This window comes from Aliidongia dinghuensis (genome assembly GCF_014643535.1).
GTDB lineage: Bacteria > Pseudomonadota > Alphaproteobacteria > ATCC43930 > CGMCC-115725 > Aliidongia > Aliidongia dinghuensis.
Window position 1 is genome coordinate 19,520 of record NZ_BMJQ01000002.1, and the last position, 21,946, is coordinate 41,465.

A 21,946-nucleotide genomic window follows, 5' to 3' on the forward strand; every position below is an offset into this window, starting at 1 on the left:
CTCAATAGGTCGCTCGGCCGCCGGACAGGTCGAAGGTCGCGCCGGTCGAGAACGAGCATTCGTCGGACGCGAGCCACGCGATCATGGCCGCGACCTCCTCGGGCCGTCCGGCGCGTCCGACGGGGATCTTGGCCATTACTGCCGCATAGGTCTCCGGCGACATCTGCTTGGTGAGCTCGGTTGCGATGACGGCGGGGGCGAGCGCATTCACGCGGATTTCCGTGCCGGCCAGTTCCTTGCCGAGTGCCTTGGTGAGCGCGATCACGCCGGCCTTGGCGGCGGAATAGCCGGTCATCTGGGCATTGCCCTCCTTGCCGGCGATCGAGGCCAGGTTGACGATCCGCCCGGTGTTCTGCCGGCGCATCGGGGCGACGGCGGCCCGGCAGCTGAGAAACGTGCTGGTCAGGTTGACGTCGATCGTGCGACGCCATTGGGCGAGCGTGTAATGTTCGATCGGCACGGTCGGGCCGGTGATGCCGGCGGCATTGACCAGGATGTCGAGCCGACCGAAGCGCCCGAGCAGGCGGTCCATCCCTGCTGCCACGGCCGCCTCGTCGGTCACGTCGATGCGGTCGTCGGCCTCCTCGGCAAGATCCCAGGTGACGGTGGTAGCGCCGGACTCGAGGAAGCGGCGCCGCACCGCCTGCCCGATGCCGCCGCAACCGCCGGTGATGAGGGCGATGCGCCCGTCGAGATCGATCCGGTTCATGGCGTCTCTCCCTGCTCGGCAGCCCTCGCGGCCACGCGTCTCGCCGTGGCGAGCGCTTCTCGCGCCCAGGCTTCCGGGCCGACCACCGGCAGGCGCTCGTCGTTCGGGATCTCGAGGCTGAGCGGCAGGTCGTCAGGCAGCTGGCGCAGGATGCCGACGAGATCGATGCCGCCTTCGCCGGGCAGCAGCCGGGCGCAGCGCGCCGTGTGGATCAGGCCCTCGTTCGTCGTCGGGATTTCGCCCGGCGCGTCGCACAGCTGGGCATAGCCGAGCCGCTCGCGCGGGATGGCCGCGAGATCGGCGAGCGTCGTCGACGACCGCGCGGCGTGCAGCGCGTCGATCAGGACACGCCCGTTCGGCCGGTCGGCCGTGGTGGCGATCCGGAGCGCGCTCTTGGCATCCGGCACCGACGTCCACGGCATGAACTCGAGATCGGCGGTCAGGCCGTAGTCCCGGGCCGCATCGCAGAACGCCGCGTAGGACTGCGTGAGCCGTTCCTCAACCGGATCGTCGCCGGCGACGAGGATCGCCCGCGCGCCGAGTTTGCCGGCGGTCTCGAGAAAATCCCGGAACTGCTCGACGCGGAAATCGGCGTTGAGCCGCGCGATCTCGACGTCATAGACCGTGACGCCGGTGGCCTTGATCTGCGCCACGGTCTCACGCAGCAGGGCGGCATCCTCGATGAGCGGTGAGAAATCGCCGCCCGGTGCGGCGGGCGCGATGCGGACACCGATCATCTGATAGCCGAGCTTCTGCGCGAGCTGCAGCGCGTCCGGCGGGGCCAGCGGGGCAGTTGTCAAATAGGCAAGCGAATAGGCGCGCGGCATGGCGGGATCCTGTGTGCGGCATCAGGACAGGGGTGAGATCGCGGTCGGCAGACCGATGACGGAGCGCATCTCGCCGGTCAGCCAGTCGGGCCCGCCCTTGGGCGGCCAGATGCCTTGGGCGACGGCATCGCTGCGGATGGCGGCGCGTGCGTCGAGGCTGGCGTAGGGCCAGATGTGCGTGAAGCGCGGCGGCCCGTCGAGCGCGTACATCGCCAGCGTCAGCGGCGACAGCCGGCCGCGGGCCGGCATGGCCGCCGCCCAAGCGGCGATGGTCGGCGGCACGCCGCCATGCTTCAGGCGATACGTGCGGATCTCGTAGACGCTGCCGTACTTGCCGGGCTCGACCGGCGGCAGGAACGGGAAGGGCGCGTAGCTGTCGAACGTCAGCGCGGTGATGGCGGCGCCGCAGCCGAACGGGTTCGTCGTGCCGAGCGCGCGCTCGCGCTCGGCGATGAGCGACGCGGCGCCGTCGAAGCCGCGCAGAACCAGAATCTGGTTAAGGTCGCCAATGTCGGTCGTCCAGCAGCCGAGGAGGCGGCCCAGCGCGTCGGGTGCTTTCACATAATCGGCAATGCCGGCGACCGCCTGCGCGGCCGTGCCAAAGCGGATCGAGAGGGTGGCGATTTCATAGAGCATGCTCGTCTCCGATCGTCGTGATCGTGGATCGATTGTTGTCGAGCGGGATGCCGCTCGCGTGATGGGCGGCGACATAGCCGAAGGTCATGGCGGGCCCAAGCGTGATGCCGCCGGCCGGATAGCGCCCGGCCATGACGCTCGCCATGTCGTTGCCGACCGCGTAGAGCCCGTCGATCGGCCGCGACTGCGCGTCGAGCACGCGGGCGTAAGCGTCGGTCTTGAGGCCGGCGAAGGTGCCGAGGCTGCCGGCGGCGATCTTCACGGCATAGAACGGGCCGGCGGCGAGCGGTGCCACGCACGGGTTGGGCCGATGCCGGGCCTCGCCCTGGATGCGGTTGTAGGGCGTGCCGCCACGGTCGAACGCCGGGTCCTCGCCGCGGACGGCGAAGCGATTGTAGTCCTCGACCGTGCGCACGAGTGCCTCGGGGTCGAGGCCGCAGGCAGCGGCCAGTGCCGCGATGGTCTTCCCTCGTTTGAGATAGCCGTTGGCGAGCCAGGGCCGCTGGGGAAACGGCCAAGGCCGCACGCGGCCCAGGCCATAGCGCCGGATGAAGGCCCGGTCGCAGAGTGCCCAGGCCTCGGCCGGTTGGTCGGCAGGCGTGGCCGCAAACAGGGCGGTCATGACGTCGTGATAGGAATCCGCCTCGTTGGCGAAGCGGCGGCCGGTCCGGTCGACCATGATCAGGCCGGGCTTCGCCCGCTCGATCAGGTGCGGGTAGCGGCCGATCGAGCCGTCGGCATGGGGTACCAGCGACACGGGCGCCCAGGCGCCGGCCTGGGTGAGATCCGTGCGCATGACGCCGCCGGCGCGTTCGCCCAAGCGGATGCCGTCGCCGGTATTGCTTTCGGGGGCGGCCGACCAATGCTCGCGGCCGGTCGGGGCATGCGGGAACAGCTTGGCCTTGCGCGCCGTGTCGTGCGGAAAGCCGCCCGCCGCCAGCACGACGCCGCGCCGCGCCCGGATCTCCTGCAGGGTGCCGTCGACCAGCGCCCGGGCGCCCACGACTCGGCCCCGCTCGACCAGCAGGTCTTGCACCGGCGTCGCCTTGATGATGCGGACGCCCAAGTCGTCGGCCGATTTCAACAGCCGTGCCACCAAGGCGTTGCCGTTGACGAGATGCGTGCCGCGCCCGTAGCGCCACAGATCCCAGCCGTGCCGCAGGAGACGCCGCGCCACATGGACGAACGAGCGCCAGGCCGTGGTCGCGTCGAGGAAGTGGCGCAGATCAGCGCCCGACGCGATGCCCATGCCAAAGGGCGCGATCTCGTCCAGTGGCGGCTTCAGGTCGTGGAGGCGGGCGCCGAGTTCGCGGCCATCGAACGGCGCCGCGCAGACCGATCGCCCGCCGGTCCCGGCGCCCGGCACGTGGCCGTGGAAATCCGGCATGACATTGCCGTCGATGAAGGCAAGCGCAGTCTCGCGCTCGAAGAACGACACCATGCGCGGCCCTTGCTCCAGGAACATGTCGATGCGGGCCGCGTCGTACCCGTCGCCCAATTCATGGCGCAGATAGGTCCTGGGGTGACCCAAGTCCTCGACGATGCCGGCGGCCTGGGCCAGCGGGTTGCGCGGGATCCAGAGCCAGCCGCCCGACCAGGCGCTGGTGCCGCCGAGCAGCCGTTCCTTCTCGAGCACGATGACGTCGAGCCCGAGGATCGCGGCGGTGACGGCGGTCGAGAGGCCCGCGGCACCGGAGCCGACAACGAGCAGGTCGCAGAGCCGGATCGCGTCCCCGGACGGGGGCGAATTCTGCTGCTCACGCGGCATCGCGCGCCTCGGCCCGGCCGAGCGCATGGCGGATCGCCCGATAGGCGAAGGTGATGGCCGGCCCGATGGTGATGCCCGGCCCCGGATAGGTCCCGCCCATGATCGAGTTCGCCTCATTGCCGCAGGCATAGAGGCCGGGGATGGGCTGATCGTCGGCCTTGGTGACGCGCGCCCATTCGTCGATCACGAGCCCGGTTGCGGCGCCGATGTCGCCGGGGTAGAGGCGCACGGCGTAGAAGGGGGTGACGGCGATCGGCCCGAGCGTCGGGTTCGGGCCGACCGCGGCATCACCGTTCACGCGGTGATAGGCCGTGGTGCCGCGGCCGAATTCCGGATCGACGCCGGTCGCGGCATGGCGGTTCATCGCGGCCACGGTCTCTTCGAGCGCGCCGGGCGGGATGTCGAGCTTGCCGGCGAGCTCGGCGACCGTCCGGCCCTCGACCAGATAGCCGTCGGCGAGGAAGGGAGCCAGGTTCCGCGTGCCCAGACGCACCATGCCGAGGCCGTATTTCCGGATGCCGACCGCGTCGGTCACGATGAAGCACGGGATCGCGGGCGTGGTCCGGTTGCGCTCGAACATCGCGCGCGCAAAGAGATGGTAGGAGCAGGATTCGTTGACGAAGCGCCGGCCGGTCTGATCGACGCAGACCGTGCCGGGCTTGCTGCGGTCCATCACGAAATGCGGGAAGACGGCGGTGCTGCCGTCGGCGCGGCGCCGCACGGAAACCGGCGCCCAGAACGCATTGTCGAGGTTGCCCTCACCCAGCCGGGCGCCGAGCTTGAGCGCTAGGTCCTGCATGGCGCCGGTGTGGCCGGGCGCCGCGGGACTGTGGAGGGCGCCCGCCGGCAGCAGTTCCGCCCGGCGTGCCGGGTGCCGGTTGAAGCCGCCGGCCGCGAGCACGACGCCGGCCGAGGCGCGCACCCGGCGCGCGAGCCCGTCGGCCGCGAGCACTACGCCCGTCACCCGACCGCGCTCGGTCACAAGATCCTCGACCGAGATGCCGGTCAGGATCTCCACGCCGCGCTTTTCGAGCGACAGCAGCATCCGGCCGATGAGCGCATTGCCCATGACGAGGCGGGAGCCCCGCGGGTCCGACAGCCGGTCGAGGCCGTACCGCGTCAGGATCTTCGCCACATGGCGGGCGGATTTCCAGGACCGCTTGAGGTTCAGCAGATGATTGATGTCGGTGCGGTCGACCATCATGCCGCCGAACAGCGTGAATTCCGGAATGGGCGGCCGGATGCGCCCGAGGCTCTGCCCAAGCGCCCGGCCGTCGAACGGCACCGGCTCGAGCGCGCGGCCGCGGAGCGTCGCCCCCTCCGCCTGCTGCTCGTAGTCCGGATGGGTCGCGTAGGGACGAAACCGGACGTCGGACTGGGCCTCGAGCGTCGCGATTGCCGCGGGGCCGCTGTCGAGGAATGCTTCGCGGAGGGCTGCGGACGAATGATTGCCGACGACGGCATCGAGGAACCGGCGGGCGTTCTCCCGGCTGTCCTTGTCCGGGAAAGCGGCCGCATGCGTCGTGTTCGGGACCCAGGTCGTCGCGGCCGACAGCGCGCTGGTGCCGCCGACATATTCGGTCCGCTCGACCAGCAGCACCCGCCGGCCCTCGATCGCGGCAAAGAGGGCGGCCGCCATGCCGCCGGCGCCGGCACCGACCACGACAATGTCGTAGCCGGCTTCGTCGGTAATGGCGTCGAGCGTCTTGAACATCACGCCCTCTCGGACGCGGCCAGGGGTGACGCGGCCTGGGGCGCCAGCAGGAAGTCGACCATCGCCGACTGCAGCGCCTGATACATCTCGGTGCCGGTCGAGGTCGGGCAGCCGCGGCGGCGGGCGGCGTCGATCAGCGGCGAGACGGCGGGGACGGTGATGACGCAGCCGACGAAGGTGTCGGGCGTGAGCTTGCCTGCGTCGACCGGCAGCGGATCGCCCGGCCGCATGCCGGCCGGCGTCGCGTTCGCGACGAGGTCGTAACCGGTCGGATCGGGCGATCCGGCCTCGACCGTCGCCCGACCGAGGGCATTGAGGCGCTGGATGAGATCGTCGCGGCGCTTGTGATCGGCATCGTGGATGGCGAGTTCGCGCACGCCGGCTTCGACGAGCGCCAAGGCGATCGCCGAACCGGCGCCGCCCGCGCCGACCAGGAGCGCACGCTTGCCCTCGGGCTCATAGCCTTGGGCCCGCACGGCGCCGACGAAGCCCAGCCCATCCACCATGTCGCCATGCCAGCCGCCCTCCGGGCGGCGGCGCATGATGTTGACCGCGCCGAGGAAATCCGCGCGCTCCGAGGCGCTCCGGCAATGTTTGAAGCAGGCGAACTTATGCGGGACGGTGACGATGATCCCGTCCAGGTTCTTCAGCCGGTCGGCGACGGCGAGGAACGCGCCAAGATCCTCGACGCCGACCTGAACCGGCGCCAGCAGCCCGTCGTGGCCCCGGTCGGCGAAGGCCTGGGTCACACCGTTCGGCGATTTCACCTGGGCGATGGGATCGCCCAGGATGACATTGAGGCGGGTGGCACCGGTCAGGTTCATGGGTTTCGCTCCGGATCAGATCGCCGCGCGTTGGAGGGTGGCCTCGAGCTCTTCGCCCTGGACCACGCCAAGAAGACGTGCTTGCAGATCGGCATCCTGTTCGAGGGCGGCGGCCTCGCCCGCGAACGCGACCTGGCCGTTCACCAGGACATAGGCGCGGTCGACGATGGGCAGCACGCTTTCCGCATGGTGCTCGACGATCACCATCGCGACCTTGCCGCGCAGCTTGACGAGCGCCTCCATCACCTCCTTGACCACGGCCGGGGCGAGGCCCTCGAACGGCTCGTCGAGCAGGATGAGGCGGCTCGGCACGACGAGTGCCCGGGCGATCGCGACCATCTGGCGCTCGCCGCCCGACAGGTTCTCGGCCTTGGCCTTTTGCCGGGTGCTGAGGCGTGGGAACAGCGTGAAGACCTCTTCGATGCCGATGCCGCCCGGTCGCGTCGCCAGCTGGAGATTTTCCAGCACCGTCAGGTTCGGGAACAGCCGGCGCCCCTCGGGCACGAGCGAGATGCCGAGGCGGTTGATCTCATAGGGCTTGAGGCCGTTGAGCCGCCGTCCGCCGAACAGGAGCTCGCCCTGGGCGATCGCGAGCGTGCCGCTCAAGGTCTTGAGCGTCGTCGTCTTGCCGACGCCATTGCGGCCGAGCAGCGCCACGGCCTCGCCCTCGTGGATGGTGAGATCGATGCCGTTCAGGACCGTGCTGCCGCCATAACCGGCGGCGAGCCCTTTCGCCTCCAAGAGCGCCGGGGCCTCGGCACGGACCAGGCGCTCGACCGTGGCCGTCGGCGCCGCTTCGTCCTTGGCGGCGCCCAGGTAGGCGGCGATCACGTCCGGGTGCTTCGCGACCTCGACCGGCCGGCCGTCGGCGATCATGCGGCCCTGATGCAGCACCGAGACGCGGTCCGAGATCGCGAGCACCCGGTCGATGTCATGCTCGATCAGCACGACCGCATGCTTCTCCGACAGTCGCTTGATGAGGTCGGCGACGACGATCCGGTCGGCCTCGGCAAGGCCGGCCAGCGGCTCATCCAGCAGCAAGAGCTTGGAGTCGATCGCGAGCGTGATGCCGATCTCCAAGAGCCGCTTGGCGCCGTGCGGCAGGTTGAGGCAGGGTTCCGCCGCCTGGTCGGCGAGGCCGACCGCGTCCAGGATCGACCAGGTGCGCGCGTTGATCCCGGCATCGGCATGGGCGTCGGCGAAAAGGCCGCCGGCACCCCGCCGATGGGCCTGCACGGCGATGCGGACATTCTCGAACACGCTCAGGTTCTGGAAGATCGACAGGATCTGGAACGACCGCCCGATGCCGAGGCGCGCACGGACATGCATGGGCAGCCGGGTGATGTCCCGGCCTTCGAACAGGATCTGGCCGGCGGTCGGTGCCAAGGCGCCCGAGAGCATGTTGAAGAACGTGGTCTTGCCGGCACCGTTCGGACCGATGATGCTGTGCAGCACGAACGGCCGGATCTCGAGGTCGATGTCGCGCGCGGTCACCAGGCTGCCGAACTGCTTGCTCAGCCCCTTGACCCGCAGGATCGGCTGATCTGGGTCGATGCCGCTTGCTGCACTCTCGAACGGCACGATCTCGGCCGGGCGGGCGGGGATCGTGTTGCGTACCAGGGTCCAGCGCTGGCGGCCCCAGCGCGCCCCTCCCACGAGGCGCTGCGCCAGGCCCTGCATGCCCTCCGGCGACAAGAGCGCGAACAGCATCAGGATCGGCGCGAAGACGAGCCACCAGTTCTCGGTGAAGGCCGAGAGCCGGTCTTCGAGCAGGATGAAGGCGATGGCGCCCCAGAGCGGGCCCAGGAAATGGTGGACGCCACCCAGCACGGTCATGAGCAGGGAGTCGCCCGCGTGCTGCCAATTGAGGTTGGTGGCGTAGACGCCTTGCAGCATCAGCGTCAGCAACGCACCGCAATAGCCCACGAAGCCGCCGGTCAAGACGAAGCCGCCGAGCCGGATGCGATAGACGTCGTAGCCGAGGCTGAGGGCCCGGTGCTCGTTATCGCGCACCGCCTGCAGCGTGCGGCCGAACGGCGAATGGGCGATGCGCCAGAGCAGCGCCATGCCGAGCGTCACGGTCGCGACGACGAAGGCGTGGAAGCCCAAGTCGCTCGGGAAGCTCGACCGGGCGACGCCCTGCAGCCCGTTCTCGCCGCCGGTGACCGCCGTCCATTTGAATGCGACCTCGAAGGCGATCTGCGAGAAGGCGAGGGTCAGCAGCGAGAAATAGAGCCCTTTGCGCCGCAGGATCAGCGCGCCGATCAGCAGCGCCAGCACGACCGAGAACAGGACCGAGAAAACAAGCGCGGCCAGGTCATTGCCGTAGCCGCCGAGGATGAAGAAGGCGGCCGCGTAGCTGGCCGAGCCGAAGAAGACCGAGGCGCCGAACGGCACCAGGCCGGTATAGCCCACGAGCAGGTTCACGCCGGCGCCGTAGAGCGTGTAGATCGCGATCTCGGTGATGAGCGAGATCGGCGCGCCGATCGCAAGCCAGCCCAAGGTCAGCAGCACGAGGATGCCGGCGACGGTGAGCGCCGGGTGGCGGATCATGGCGGGGCTCATTCGAACCGCTCCCACCGCTCGCCGAACAGGCCGCGCGGCCGGACCAGCAGGATCAGCGCCATCAGGATGTACATGGCAGCCCCCGACCATTCCGGCTGGAACTGGATGGTCATGGACGTGGTGATGCCGACCAGCAGGCCCGCGACGATGGCGCCGGCGTAGGAGCCGAGGCCGCCGATCGTGACGATGACGAAGGCCGGCATGATGGCGCCCGCGGCCATCGAGGGGGTGACGGTCCAGAGCGGGGCCGCCAGCATGCCGGCGAGCCCGGCCAAGAGGCAGCCCATGCCGAACACGCCGCTGAACACGATCGGCAGGTTGATGCCGAGCAGCCCGACCATCTCCGGGTCGCGCGACCCGGCGCGGATGATGCGGCCGTAGGCGGTGTAGCTCAAGAACGCCCAGAAGGCGACGAGCGCCAGCGCGGTCACGACCAGCACGAACATGCGGTACTTGGTGATGAGGATCGGGCCGTATTCGATGAAGCCGGCGAGGAACTTGGGGGCGGCGAACGGCACGGCGGCACCGCCGAATATGAGGCGCAGCACCGCCTCCGCCAAAAGGGCGAGCGCGAAGGTCAGGATCAGGCCCAGGAGCGGCTCCTTGCCGTAGAGCCATCGGATGAGCACGACCTCGACCGCGATGCCGATCACGCCGGTCAGGACCGGGGCCGCAAGCGTGCCGACCCAGCCGAACTGCAATGTCAGGGCATAAGCGAGATAGGCGCCGACGGCGAAGAACGAGCCGTGCGCGAAATTCACGATGCCCAGCATGCCGAAGATGATCGAAAGGCCGATCGCGATCAGCACGTAGAGAAAGCCTAAGACCAGGCCGTTGGCGGCCTGGGACAGGACCATGTCGAGCATCGCCCAAGTCCTTTCGGGAGAGCGGGGGCATGGGGAGCGGCTGCGGCGGGAAAGAACCGCGGCCGCCTGCCCAAGCCGTCGACGAACGAGCGGGTGAGGCTAGATCGAATCCATCTTGCAGGCGCTGTTGGCCTCAGAGCCGAACGCCTGCTCGATGTCGGCGAGCGTCTTCGGCAGCTCGGCCTTCACGTCGAAATAGTCCCACTTGTCGGTGATCTTCGGATGGATGCCGGCGACGAGCAGCCGGTTGATCATCTGGTGATCGAACGGCCGGTAGCCGACGTCGAGATCGCCGCGCTTGACCTTCCAGCTCTCGAGCGCCTTCACGATCGCGGCAGGGTCGGTCGACTTTGCCATCTCGATCGCGTCCAGCAGCGACTTCATGCCGAGCCAGCCCATCCAGGTCTTGTCGGCGGCCGGCCGGTTGTATTTCTTCTCGTAGGCCGCCGCCATTGCCTGTTCTTCCGGCGGATTGTTCGGGTTCTTGTACCACCAGGTGATGGTGTAGAGCCCGTCGGCCGCGTCGGGGCCGACGCCCCAGAGGTCGGTATTGCCGACCGAGATCTCGGCGAACGGGATCTTGCCCTTCATGCCGAGCTCGTTCCATTGCTTGAGGAACGTCGTGAGGTCGCCGGCCGAGATGCCGCCGATCACGACGTCGGGCTTCGCCGCGCGGATCTTCAGGATGAACGAGCTGTAGTCGGGTGTCCCGACCGGCACTTCGTCGGCGCCGACGACCGTGCCGCCGTTGGCGACGATATAGTCGTTGAACGCCCGCTTGATGTCCTGGCCGAAAGCGTAGGACGCCGTCAGCAGATACCATTTCTTGCCGATTGCCGCGCAATAGGGGGCGAGCACGCGGGTATGCACGTCGACCGGCGGCTGCAGGCGGAAGGTGTAGCGGTTGCAGGACTTGCCGGTGATTTCGCCAGCCGCTGCATTGGCGGCGATATAGGGCACCTTGGACTTCTTCGCGACCGACGAGATCGCGAGCGCGAAGGAGGAGAGGGCACCACCTACCATGCCCACGACCTTGTGCTCGCCGACCAGCCGCTCGGCACTCTGCTGGGCACCCTGCGGATTGGGCTCGTCGAGCCAGACGATCTCCGCCGGCCGGCCCAAGAGCATGCTGCCGCGCTGCTCCAGCGCCAGCATGCCACCCTGGGCCAGATACTCCGCCTGGTCGACGATCTGTCCTGTCTTGGCCCAGATCATGCCGATCTTGATCGGCTCGGCAGCTTCCGCCCGGCCGATATAGGGCATGGCAAGGCGGGTGGCGGCGAGGCCGGTCGCGCCCAGCATCAGCTCACGTCGGCCGATCACCAGGCCTTTCGGCTCTTCAATCTTCTCCGTCATGGAACCCCTCCCCAAAATTGCCGGTCGTTCGGATCGGCGCCGGCGGCCGCGGAACTGTCGCTCCCTTGATCCTCATCCGGCTTAACACGACTGGAATTCGATTCCAATAACAGTTTTCAAAACTGGAATCCGATTCCAAAATTGCTTGACGTCGACGCGGCAGAGGATCAGGACTGGAGGCAAAGGGAGGGAGCGCGCTCATGTCCGAACTCACCATTGCGGTCATCGGGGCCGGGGCCATCGGCCGCGCGCACATTGAAACGATCGGTCGCATAGACGCCTGCAGGCTCGCCGGAATCGCGGAGCCGGCGGCGGAGGGGCGGGCGCTTGCCGAGCGCCTGGGCGTGCCCTGGAGCAGTGATGCCGCCCAACTGCTGGATCACGTGCGGCCGGACGCGGCGATCATCGCCACGCCGAACGCCACGCACCGCGCGATGGCGCTCGCGTGCATCGAGCGGGGCATTCCGGCGATCGTGGAGAAGCCGATCGCCAGCACGCTCGAAGACGCGGCAGCGATTGCCGCCGCCTCCGATGAGGCCCGTGTGCCGATCCTGGTCGGGCATCACCGGCGCTACAATCCGATCATTCGGCAGGCACACGAGATGATTGCCGGCGGCGCTCTTGGTCGGCTGACCAACGCGTCCGTGCTCTACACCTTCGTGAAGCCGCCGGAATATTTCGACCTCGCCTGGCGGCGGACCGCGGGCGGCGGGCCCATCCTGATCAATCTCATCCACGAGATCGATCTCATCCGCCACCTGTGCGGCGAGATCGCGACGGTCCAGGCGCTCACCTCGAACGCCATCCGCGGCTTCGAGGTCGAGGACACGGTGGCGGTGCTGCTGCGGCTCGTGAACGGTGCGCTCGTGACGGTAAGCCTGAGCGACAGTGCTGCGACACCCTGGAGTTGGGATCTTGCGTCGGGCGAAAGCCCCAATTACCCGCCGCAACCGGTGCCGGTGCAGACGCATTTCATTGCGGGCACCGAGGGATCGCTGGCGCTGCCGACGCTCGAGCACTGGCGCTACGACGGAACGAAGAGCTGGTTCACGCCGATCACTCGGGAAACGGTCGCCTTCACGCGGGGCGATCCTTATATGGAGCAACTCCACCATCTCTGCCGGGTCGTGCGCAACGAAGATGCCCCGCTCATCCCTGCGGCGGACGGCATGCTGACCTTGCGCGCCACGATGGCGGTCCACGAGGCGGCACGAACCCAGCGAATGGTGGCTCTCGACTAGGAACGAAGGCCATGCCGTACGGAGCCCTTACCAACCGATCGCCGACCAACCAACCGCCTACCGACCCGTCGCCGGCGGAAGCCAGTGGCGGTCCGAGCGGCCTGCTCGAGCGGACGCTGGGCGTGCTCGAGCTTCTGGCCAACAATGCGCACGGCATGCTGCTGTTCGAGATCGCGGACACGCTGCATATCCCGCGTAGCGCCACCCATCGGGTGCTCGCCAGCCTCGTCGAGCACGGCTATGTGCGGCAGGAGCGCCAGCAGGGCGCCTACCAGCTGACCGCGAAGATCGCTTCGCTCGCCTTCACCTTCCTCAGCGGCAGCGGCATTTCCGATTTTGCCCAGCCGATCCTCGACCAGCTCGCCCGCGAAGTGGGCGAGCTGGTGCGCCTCGGCATGATCGACGGCAAGGAGTTGGTCTGGGTGGCCAAAGCGCAGGGCTCGCCGCACGGGCTGCGCTACGACCCGGACATGGGGCAGGCCGGGCGGCTGTCCTGCTCGGCCAGCGGGCATGCCTGGCTCTCCTGCCTGCCCGAGGCCGAGGCGATCGCGCTCATCGAACGCCAGGGGCTGGGCTCGCGCCGGGAATACGGGCCGCGCGCGCCGGAAACGATGGAGGCGGTGCTGCGCTATCTGCGCAAGGCACGCAAGCGCGGCTTCGGCCTGGTCATGCAGACCTATTCGCGGGGTACCAACGCGATCGCAGCACCGATCCGCCACCCCAACACCGGCGAGGTGACCGGCACGGTCGCCATCGCCGGGCCGGAATTCCGCCTGACCGAAGAGCGCATGCTGGAATTCGCCGAGCGGCTGCTCAATGCGGCTGAGGAGCTGGCTTTGGCGACGATCGCGTCGCCCGGCCTCTACGGCCCGGGCGGCCGGTCGAAGGTGACGATCTACGACGACCGCGAGGCCTGATCCGGGCACGAGCATATCGGGGGGGAGCGCATGCGGATATTGGTGACGGGCGGCAGCGGCTTTATGGGCGCCGCGATCGTGCGCCGACTGGCGGCGCGCGGTGACGATATCCGTATCTTCGATCGCAATTGCGATCCGGCGCTCGTCCGCGACATCGCCGGCGCTGCGGTCGCCGACAGGGTCGACTGGCGCCAGGGCGACATCGCGGCGCCGCGGGACGTTCAGGCCGCGGCCGAAGGGTGCGACGGCATTGTGCATCTGGCCGGCGTGCTGACGCCGGCGTGTCAGGCCGACCCGGTGCTCGGCGCCCAGGTGAACCTGCTCGGCACGCTGCACGTGTTCGGCGTGGCTGAGGCGCTTGGCATCCGGCGGATCGTCTATACCAGCAGCGCCGGGGTCTACGGGCCGGGCGACGGCCGGCGTCCGTATCCGGTCACCCATTACGGCGCCTTCAAGCTCGCCTGCGAAGGCAGCGCCCGCGCCTATTGGCACGACGCGGGGCTGCCGAGCGTCGGCTTCCGCCCCTACATTGTCTATGGGCCGGGACGCGAGACGGGGCTGACCGCCGGCCCGTCGCTCGCCTGCCTGGCGGCGGCGCGCGGCGAGGCCTACGACATTCCCTATTCTGGGGCCGCGGGGCTCGTCCATGTCGACGACGTGGCGGCCGCCTATGAAGCGGCCCTCGATCGCACGCCCGATGGTGCGCATGTGTTCAATCTCGTGGGCGAGGTCGCGTCGAACGAGGCGGTCGTGGCCGCGATCCGCGCCGTCGTCCCCGATGCGGCGATCGGCATCCGCGGGCCGGTGCTGCCGTTCGCGTCCGACGTCGAGGAGGGCGAGCTTCGGCAGGTGCTGGGCGACCTGCCGCAGATGAGCCTTCGCGAGGGCATCCGGCGCACGGTGGAATATTACCAGCAGAGGGCGCGCTGACATGACCATCGCCGTGCTGGGGGCCCATACGTTCGGTTTCGTCTGGCAGGCGGCGCCGGAAGAGGCGATCGACCGGATCGGCGCTGCCGGCTTCCGCCAGGTGCAGCTCATGGCGACGCCCCCGCACTTCGATCCTTGGGTGTCGGATGCCGCCCGCACGCGGCGGCTTCGCACCATCCTCGAGCGCCACGGCCTCACGCTGCTGGCGCTCGACCTCGCCAGCAGCGACATCAACCTGGCGAGTCCGGCCAAGGATGTGGTCGATTTCGCGGTCGACGCCTATGTCCGAACCATCGATCGCGCGGCGGAGCTCGGCGCGCGCGGGATCTGCGTCGGCTCCGGGCGGCGCCATGCGCTGCTCGCCCGGGCCAATCTACAGCTGATGGAGGTGTTTCGCCCCGCCTTCGCCCGGATCCACGCGGCGGCCGAGCGGTGCCGCCTCGACGTCATGCTGGAAAACCATCCGCAGGGCCTGCTGGCCGATGCCGCGACGATCGACCGGTTCCTCCATGACGAGGGCTACGGTTCGGTTCAGGTGATCTATGACGTGGCCAATGCCTTCGCCATCGGCGAAGACCCGGTCGCGGGGCTTGATCGGCTGTGGCCGCGTCTCGGCGTGATCCACCTATCGGACAGTCCCAAGGGGCAATGGCGCCATGATCCGATCGGTTCGGGCGAGATCGATTTCACGGCGATCGCAAACCTGCTCGGCCAGCGCGGCTACACGGGCGCTGTCGTGCTCGAGATCCTGTCCGAGGCGCCGATGCAGGGGCTGATCGACGGGGTCGCCGCCCTCAAGGCCGCGGGGCTGCCTTATGCGGGCGTCATCGGCTGACGGCCGGCAACATCTCAACCCAAAGAAAGCGCTCGGCATCCAGAAGACGGGCGCTTTCGACCTCCCATCGGGCGGTTGTGCCGAATAAGCAAAACGCATAGGTTTGCCATATCGATTTGATATCCCGATGGACAGCCATGCGGTATCCGGACCTCGAGATCGACCTGCTGCGCGCCTTCGTCGCCGTGGCCGAAGCCGGCGGCTTCACGGCGGCGTCCGACATCGTCGGGCGGTCGCAGTCGGCGGTCAGCCAGAAGATCATCCGGCTCGAAGACCTGCTGGGCCACCGCCTGTTCGAGCGCACGAGCCGGTCGCTGCGCCTGACGCGCGACGGCGAGCAGCTGCTGGTGACGGCTCGGCGGATGCTCGAGCTCAATGACATGGCGGTGCGCAGCATGCTGGCGCCTGCTGCGGTCGGCACGCTGCGCCTCGGCATCTCCGAGGATTTCGTGCCGCGGCAACTGCCGGGCCTGCTGGCACGGTTTCGCCGGCTCTATCCCGGCGTGCATCTGGAGCTGATGACGGGCCTGAGCTGCGACCTGCTCACCGCCTATGACGGCGGCGCGCTCGACGTGGTGATCGCCAAGAAGGACGGCGCCGCCCAGCGCGGCCGGGTCGTCTGGCGCGAGCCCTTGGTCTGGCTCGCGGCGACCGGGTGCGCGGTGGATTTCAATGAACCCGCCCAACTGGTCCTGCTGACGCCGCCCTGCACCTATCGCGACCTCATGATCCAGACGCTCGATTCCGTGCATCAGCCCTGGGTCGCGTCCTGCACGGCCAGCAGCCTGATGGGGATTCAAGCCGCCGTCGCTGGCGGCCTCGGCATCACCATCCTTGGCCGGTCCTTCGTGCAGGAGGGGCTGCAGATCCTCGAGGTGCCCAGCCATTGGCCGACGCTGCCGATGACCGAGATCGTGCTGATCGGCGAGGAGACGGCCGAGGCCGACCTGGTGCGGCCGCTCATCGCCTTCCTCATGGAAAGCCTGGCCGGCACGAGGGCAGCGTTCGCCGCGTGACGACCTGCGCGAGGTCATCCACCGCGAGCCTCGTCTTCCTGTGTCGCGGCGAGGGCCTGTTCGTGTTCCCGCTCATGCAGCTTTACGCTACCGTCACTTGCCGCCTTGTTCGGCGGCGAGGTCCGGCCGACCGCAGGCCACTATCGACGCAATGTTGGCACGCCGATGGAGGTAAACATGACCGAGGTCAGCGCGAAGCTTCAACGGGCCGAAGGGCAGGACGACATCGAGCGGCCGGAAATTCCCGCCGCCGCGGCCACGACGGTAAACAAGCCGCGGATCGTGATCGTCGGCGGTGGCGCCGGCGGCCTCGAGCTCGCGCGGCGCCTTGGCGCGCGCTACGGCCGGCGATCGCATGACGTCGTCCTCGTCGAACGCAATCGGACGCATGTCTGGAAGCCGCTGCTGCATGAGATCGCCACGGGCTCGCTCGATGCGAATCTCGATGAAGTCAGCTATCGGAGCCACGGCCACCGCTGGGGCTATCGCTTCTGCCACGGCAGCTTGGAAAGTATCGAGCGTGAGGCCCGGACGATAACGATTGCGCCGCTGCTGGATGACGACGGCACGGAGCTGATCGGCCGCCACACGATCGCCTACGACTACCTGGTGATCGCGGTCGGCTCGATCACGAACGATTTCGGCACGCCGGGGGTTCGCGAGCATTGCATCTTCCTCGACGATCAGGCGGCCGCCGACCGCTTCCGCGACAGGCTGCTCAATCATTGCCTGCGCGTGTCGCGGGCCATGAGCGCCGGTGCTGAGGCTGAGGCCTATGTCAGGATCGGCATCGTCGGCGGCGGCGCGACCGGCGTCGAACTCGCGGCGGAACTCTACAACGCCGCGCACGCGCTCCGTGACGAGGGGCTCGAAGCCTTCGACGAGACGCGGCTCAAGGTCGTGCTGCTGGAGGCCGGCCCGCGCCTGCTGCCGGCGCTGCCCGAGGGGCTTGCGGCCGCGGCGCAGGCGGAGCTCGAGAAGCTCGGCGTCAGGGTCCTGGTCGGCCGCGCGGTCACCGCTGTCTCGGAAGCGGCGATCATCGCATCGGCCGAGCAGATTCCGTGCGACCTCATGGTGTGGGCTGCAGGGGTGCGCGGGGCCGACCTGCTTCAGGGTGTGGGCGGCCTCGAGACGAGCCCGTCGCGGCAGCTCCTTGTCCGGCCGACCCTGCAGACCACGCTGGACGACCGCATCTTCGCGCTTGGCGATTGCTGCTTCTACAAGATGCCCGGCAGCGAACGCCCGGTGCCGCCTCGGGCGCAGTCAGCGCATCAGATGGCGGCGACCGTCGCCCGCAACCTGGACCGGATGATCGCCAACCAGCCGCTGGTGCCCTTCGTTTATCGCGACCACGGCTCGCTCGTCTCCTTGAGCCGCTTTTCCACGGTCGGCAGTCTGATGGGCAATCTCGTCGGCGGCCGCCTTGCGGTCGAGGGACGGATTGCAAGGCTGGTCTATCTGTCGCTGTACCGGATGCATCTCCTGGCCGTCCACGGCTGGGTCAAGGGGCTGGCGCTCATCGCAATCGGCCATGTCAACCGGATCCTCCGGCCGAAACTGAAGCTGCACTGACCCGCCTGGGCGGTACCTAGCGCGCGTCCGCGACCTGCCCAAATCGGCCGTTGTGCAGGTCCGCGAGGGCCCGTGCCAGCGACGCCTCGCTGTCGAAGACGAAGGGGCCGCGCTGGATCACCGGTTCGTCGATCCGCGGACCGGCCAGCACGACGAAATGGGCGCGCGAGGTGGTCTTGCAGGCGAGCGGGCCCGCCTCGCCTGCAGCACTGGCGCAGACCACCTGGCCGGCCGCGAGATCGCCCACGCCGTCGATGCTTGTGGCCCCGTCGACGAGATATACCCAGGCGTTCCAATTTGCCGGCAGCGGGATCGCCACCCTATCCGCCGAGGCGTCGAGCACCCCGTCGAGCATCAGGATCGGCTCAGGCGTCATCGCCGGGGATTTCCGGCCGGCCAGCTCGCCGGCGACGACGCGCAGCCGAAATCCGGTGCCGCGGATCTCCGGCATATCGCCGGCCCGCACATGAAACGAGGTTGGGGGCAGATCCTTCAGGCGCGCCGGCAGATTCACGAAAATCTGCAGCGCGTGGAGACGGGCCGTTCGCTCGACCGGCACCTGGGTATGCAGGATGCCGCGACCGGCGAGCGTCCAATGCAAGTCGCCGGCGCCGAACACCGCGTTGTGGCCGACGGAATCCCGGCTCGCCATGGTGCCCTCGGTATCCTCGAACATCAGGGTCACGGCCGACATGCCGGCGTGCGGATGCACGTCGAAGGTCGGCTCCGACATATGAAAATGATCGACCATGACGAACGGCGACATCGCCCGCGCCGCAAACTGGTCGTGGCGGAACTGCAGGGCGGTAAAGCCCGGGCCGATGGCAAACGGCTCCCCGGTCGTCACCGGCGAGAATGTCAACGCGCCCGTTGCCTCGACGATATTCCCAACTGCGATCGTCATCGCGCCGCTCCCTCGTTGCGCAACGCGGATGGTGCCGCGCCCAGCGTCACGAGGTAGGGCGTCGCACGGCTGAGCGGAACCTGGCGTTCGTTGAACGCATCGTCCGAGATTCTGGAACGACGGCGGCCGGCCGTGCCGTTCGATGCGCGGCGAGCGGCCAAGATTCTTGGACGATGCGTGCAGAATTCCGCGGCTTCTGAGGCGCCCGGCTCGGCGCTAGCCTCCCCGATCAGCGAGAATTCGAAACAAGGCGGAGGCAGCAGCATGGCGCAGCGCAGTCCCATCGTCGACGTTCACCACCACGCGTTGCTGCCGGATCTCACCGGCGGCATCGATCTCGGAACGGTCGACATTCCCCCTTGGTCGATCGACGACAGTGTCGCGTTCATGGACAAGACCGGCATCGACGTTGCGGTCCTGTCGCTGAGCTCGCCCGGCATCCCCTATGCGGATCCGGCCAGGGCGCGCGATGCGGCCCGCTGCATCAACGAAACCTTCGCCGCCTACGTGGCGCGCTACCCGAGCCGGTTCGCGGCCTTTGCGACCTTGCCGCTGCCCGACATCGACGGATCGTTGCGCGAACTCGAGCATGCGCTGGGCGTGCTGCGCCTGGACGGCGTCGGCGTCATGTCGAACTACGGGCCGTATTTCGGCACGCCCTTCTACGATCCGCTGCTGGACGCGCTCAATCGCACGGCGGCACCGGTGCACATCCATCCGCGTCCCCCGGTTTTGACGCGAGAGCAGGATTTCGGCCTGCCGCCCTCGCTCTATGAATTCACGTTTGAGACGACGCGGGTCGCCGTGCAGGTTGCCTACAACAACGTGTTCGGGCGCTTTCCCAACCTGAAGCTTATCCTGTCGCACGCCGGCGGCACCGTGCCGTTCCTGGCGAAGCGCCTGACCTACGGGCCGCAGATCGTGGCCGAGCTCAAGGGCAAGGCGCCCATCGACACGATCGCTGAACTCGGCAAATTCTACTTCGACGTCGCCATGGTCAGCGGCCGCTTCACGCTGCCGGCGCTCAATGCCCTGGTGGCACCGGACCGCATCCTCTACGGCAGCGATTTTCCCTACATGCCGGTCGCCGACATCCTGGAGGCGAAGGACGACGTCTTCGACTTCACCGGCTACAGCGGCGAGGACGTGCGGAAGATCGCATCCGAGAACGCACTGCGGCTGCTGCCGCGCGTCGCCCGCCAATTGAACAAGCGCTGATCCTGCGCGGGAGAATCCCCATGTCCGAGACCTTGCTCATCCGCGGCTATCACCACGTGACACTCTGTGTCGGCTCGGCCCAGGAGGACTATGACTTCCACGTCAAGGTCCTGGGCCTCAGGCTGATCAAGAAGACCGTGCTGCTCGACGGTGCCGAGCCGTTCTATCACCTCTATTACGGCAACGAGTTGGGCGAGGAAGGCTCGCTGGTGACGACCTTCCCGATGCCGTGGCGCAACACCGGCAGCCGCGGCTCGGGCCAGGTGCGCGTGCTCAGCCTCGGTGTGCCGGACGGCAGCTTGGCCTTCTGGCAGCGGCGCCTCGAAGGCTTCGGCTACAAGACCGCGACGGCCGAGCGGCTCGGCGCCAAGCGGGTGGGTTTCACCCACCCCTGCGGCATCGAGTACGAGTTCGTCGAGGCAGGCCACGACACCAAGGGCGCCTGGACGGGCGGCGGCGTGCCTGCCGAGGTCGCGATCCAGGGCATCCGCTCGGTCGCCGTGTCGGCGCGTGACCTGCCGCAGTTCGACGCGTTCCTCGTCGATGCGCTGGGCTTCGCCAGCGAGGGGCGGGATGGCCGGGACGCGCGGTTCGCCATCGGCCACGGCCGGAAGGCGCGCGTGCTCGAAGTGCTCCACGAGCCGGATCGGCCGCAGGGCAGCTGGACCTATGCCTGCGGCACCGTGCACCATATCGCGTTCGATCTGCCGGACGGCCAGGTGCAGCAGGGGCTGAAGGCGCACCTCGAGGGGCTCGGCTACGTCGACGTGTCCGAGATCAAGGATCGGAACTACTTCAACTCGATCTATGTCCGGACGCCGTCGGGCGCGCTGTTCGAGGCGGCAGTGACCCAGGAACGCGGCTGGCTCAAGGACGAGACCTGGGAGACGCTCGGCCGGGAGCTGCAGCTGCCGGCCTGGCTCGAAAGCCGCAAGGGCGAGATGGTGGCGAAGCTCGAGCCGATCCGCGACTAGCGCGCCGCCACGCCAGGAAACGGTTGACGGCGCCGTGCGGGCCGGGTGCTAAGCTGCTGCCGGACATCTCAAAAAGGAGAGCCGCCGAGCCCGGCCCGCGATGATCGAGCAGATTCTAAGCTTCGTCACCGTCGTCGATGCCGGCGGCTTCTCTGAGGCCGGCCGGCGCTTGTCGCTGCCGAAATCGACGATCAGCCACCGGGTCCAGCAGCTCGAGGAGCGGCTGGGCGTGCGGCTTCTGCATCGCACGCCGCGCGTGGTGCGCGTGACCGAGGAAGGGGCCGTCTATTACCAGCGCTGCGTCCGCATCCTCGCCGAACTGGAAGATGCCGAGACGGAGGTCCGCCAGGAGCCGAAGGAGCCGACCGGCACCCTGCGCCTGAGCGGCCCCATCGAATTCGGCATGCAGATCCTGAGCGGCGTGCTGGCGGAGTTTCTCAAGGCCCATCCGCACGTCCGCCTCAAGCTCGAGCTCACCAGCCGCAACGTCGACCTCGTGGAGGAGGGCTACGATGCGGCGCTGCGCATCGGTACGCTCGAGGATTCGGCGCTCGTTTCGCGGCGGATCCTCAGCATCCCGCGCGGCCTCTACGCGAGCCCGGATTATCTGGCGGCCCATGGCCGGCCTGAGCGGCCGGAGGATCTGGACCGCCACGCGTGCCTTCGGTTCGAGACCGCGTTCTATCACGGCGCCTGGGTCTTCACCGGGCCGGGCGGCAAGGTCTCGTTCCAGCCTGCAGGCACGGTCGAGGCCAACAATCTGACCGTGCTGCGCGACGCGGCGATCGCCGGGCTCGGCGTGGCGCTGCTGCCTTGCTACCAGTGCCGGGAGGCCGAGCGCGACGGGCGCCTCGAGCGGGTGATGGTCGACTGGACGCCCGAGAGCGCCGACGTCTATGTGCTCTATCCGAGCAAGCGCCATCTGGCGAGCCGCGTCCGGGCTTTTCTGACCTACCTCGATCGCAATATGGAGCGGCTGACGCGCGACATCCGCGACGGCGCGGGAAACAGCGTCCAATAGATCGAACGCAGTGTCGCAAACTCCTGCCGCGACACCCCTGACAGGGCCCCGCA

The 21,946-nt window shown here is 68.5% G+C and carries 19 protein-coding genes; 9 read left to right on the forward strand and 10 right to left on the reverse strand.

Annotated features, from left to right (window positions below; all coding sequences use genetic code 11):
* Nucleotide 1: 1 nt before the first annotated feature.
* The 9 genes from IEY58_RS03525 to IEY58_RS03565 all read right to left on the reverse strand — a co-directional run bounded on the left by IEY58_RS03525 (nt 2) and on the right by IEY58_RS03565 (nt 11,265).
* Complete coding sequence (locus IEY58_RS03525; protein WP_189042588.1) at nt 2-709, reverse strand: SDR family oxidoreductase; 708 nt, start codon at nt 707-709, stop codon at nt 2-4.
* The gene (locus IEY58_RS03530; protein ID WP_189042590.1) at nt 706-1,536 is read right to left on the reverse strand and encodes a sugar phosphate isomerase/epimerase family protein; all 831 of its coding nucleotides are present in this window, start codon (nt 1,534-1,536) and stop codon (nt 706-708) included. Before IEY58_RS03530 ends, IEY58_RS03525 begins: the two co-directional genes overlap by 4 nt.
* A 21-nt stretch (nt 1,537-1,557) precedes the next feature.
* On the reverse strand, nt 1,558-2,172 hold the full coding sequence (locus IEY58_RS03535; protein ID WP_189042592.1) for an NIPSNAP family protein: 615 nt from the start codon (nt 2,170-2,172) through the stop codon (nt 1,558-1,560).
* Entirely contained in the window at nt 2,162-3,940 is a 1,779-nt protein-coding gene (locus IEY58_RS03540; RefSeq protein WP_189042594.1) for an FAD-dependent oxidoreductase, read from the reverse strand. Before IEY58_RS03540 ends, IEY58_RS03535 begins: the two co-directional genes overlap by 11 nt.
* A complete protein-coding gene (locus tag IEY58_RS03545) occupies nt 3,930-5,654 on the reverse strand; it encodes an FAD-dependent oxidoreductase (protein ID WP_189042596.1) in 1,725 nt (574 codons plus the stop codon). Before IEY58_RS03545 ends, IEY58_RS03540 begins: the two co-directional genes overlap by 11 nt.
* On the reverse strand, nt 5,654-6,478 hold the full coding sequence (locus tag IEY58_RS03550) for a shikimate dehydrogenase family protein (protein WP_189042598.1): 825 nt from the start codon (nt 6,476-6,478) through the stop codon (nt 5,654-5,656). Before IEY58_RS03550 ends, IEY58_RS03545 begins: the two co-directional genes overlap by 1 nt.
* A gap of 15 nt (nt 6,479-6,493) precedes the next feature.
* Nucleotides 6,494-9,043, reverse strand: a complete 2,550-nt coding sequence (locus IEY58_RS03555) for a branched-chain amino acid ABC transporter ATP-binding protein/permease (protein WP_189042607.1) — start codon at nt 9,041-9,043, stop codon at nt 6,494-6,496.
* A complete protein-coding gene (locus IEY58_RS03560) occupies nt 9,040-9,909 on the reverse strand; it encodes a branched-chain amino acid ABC transporter permease (RefSeq protein WP_189042609.1) in 870 nt (289 codons plus the stop codon). The genes IEY58_RS03555 and IEY58_RS03560 overlap by 4 nt, the downstream gene beginning before the upstream one ends.
* 99 nt (nt 9,910-10,008) lie before the next feature.
* The gene (locus IEY58_RS03565; protein ID WP_189042611.1) at nt 10,009-11,265 is read right to left on the reverse strand and encodes an ABC transporter substrate-binding protein; all 1,257 of its coding nucleotides are present in this window, start codon (nt 11,263-11,265) and stop codon (nt 10,009-10,011) included.
* Between the two features lie 200 nt (nt 11,266-11,465).
* Here IEY58_RS03565 and IEY58_RS03570 point away from each other — a divergent pair, with 200 nt between their 5' ends.
* The 6 genes from IEY58_RS03570 (at nt 11,466) to IEY58_RS03595 (ending at nt 17,776) form a co-directional block, all read left to right on the forward strand.
* The gene (locus IEY58_RS03570) at nt 11,466-12,506 is read left to right on the forward strand and encodes a Gfo/Idh/MocA family protein (RefSeq protein WP_189042613.1); all 1,041 of its coding nucleotides are present in this window, start codon (nt 11,466-11,468) and stop codon (nt 12,504-12,506) included.
* A gap of 11 nt (nt 12,507-12,517) precedes the next feature.
* The gene (locus tag IEY58_RS03575) at nt 12,518-13,423 is read left to right on the forward strand and encodes an IclR family transcriptional regulator (protein WP_189042615.1); all 906 of its coding nucleotides are present in this window, start codon (nt 12,518-12,520) and stop codon (nt 13,421-13,423) included.
* 30 nt (nt 13,424-13,453) lie between these two features.
* Nucleotides 13,454-14,353 (forward strand): NAD-dependent epimerase/dehydratase family protein, encoded by a 900-nt coding sequence (locus IEY58_RS03580; protein WP_189042617.1) that lies wholly within the window; start codon nt 13,454-13,456, stop codon nt 14,351-14,353.
* A 1-nt stretch (nt 14,354) separates the two neighbouring features.
* Entirely contained in the window at nt 14,355-15,188 is an 834-nt protein-coding gene (locus tag IEY58_RS03585; RefSeq protein WP_189042619.1) for a sugar phosphate isomerase/epimerase family protein, read from the forward strand.
* Between the two features lie 137 nt (nt 15,189-15,325).
* On the forward strand, nt 15,326-16,204 hold the full coding sequence (locus IEY58_RS03590) for a LysR substrate-binding domain-containing protein (RefSeq protein ID WP_189042621.1): 879 nt from the start codon (nt 15,326-15,328) through the stop codon (nt 16,202-16,204).
* 177 nt (nt 16,205-16,381) lie between these two features.
* A complete protein-coding gene (locus IEY58_RS03595; protein ID WP_189042623.1) occupies nt 16,382-17,776 on the forward strand; it encodes an NAD(P)/FAD-dependent oxidoreductase in 1,395 nt (464 codons plus the stop codon).
* Between the two features lie 16 nt (nt 17,777-17,792).
* Here IEY58_RS03595 and IEY58_RS03600 read toward each other — a convergent pair whose 3' ends face one another.
* Nucleotides 17,793-18,680, reverse strand: coding sequence for a pirin family protein (locus tag IEY58_RS03600; protein WP_189042625.1), 888 nt, complete (start codon nt 18,678-18,680; stop codon nt 17,793-17,795).
* Between the two features lie 264 nt (nt 18,681-18,944).
* Here IEY58_RS03600 and IEY58_RS03605 point away from each other — a divergent pair, with 264 nt between their 5' ends.
* From IEY58_RS03605 to IEY58_RS03615, 3 genes are all read left to right on the forward strand, one after another.
* Nucleotides 18,945-19,898, forward strand: coding sequence for an amidohydrolase family protein (locus tag IEY58_RS03605; protein ID WP_189042627.1), 954 nt, complete (start codon nt 18,945-18,947; stop codon nt 19,896-19,898).
* Nucleotides 19,899-19,918: 20 nt separating this feature from the next.
* A complete protein-coding gene (locus IEY58_RS03610) occupies nt 19,919-20,872 on the forward strand; it encodes a VOC family protein (RefSeq protein WP_189042629.1) in 954 nt (317 codons plus the stop codon).
* A 100-nt stretch (nt 20,873-20,972) separates the two neighbouring features.
* Nucleotides 20,973-21,893, forward strand: coding sequence for a LysR family transcriptional regulator (locus IEY58_RS03615; RefSeq protein WP_189042631.1), 921 nt, complete (start codon nt 20,973-20,975; stop codon nt 21,891-21,893).
* Nucleotides 21,894-21,946: the final 53 nt, after the last annotated feature.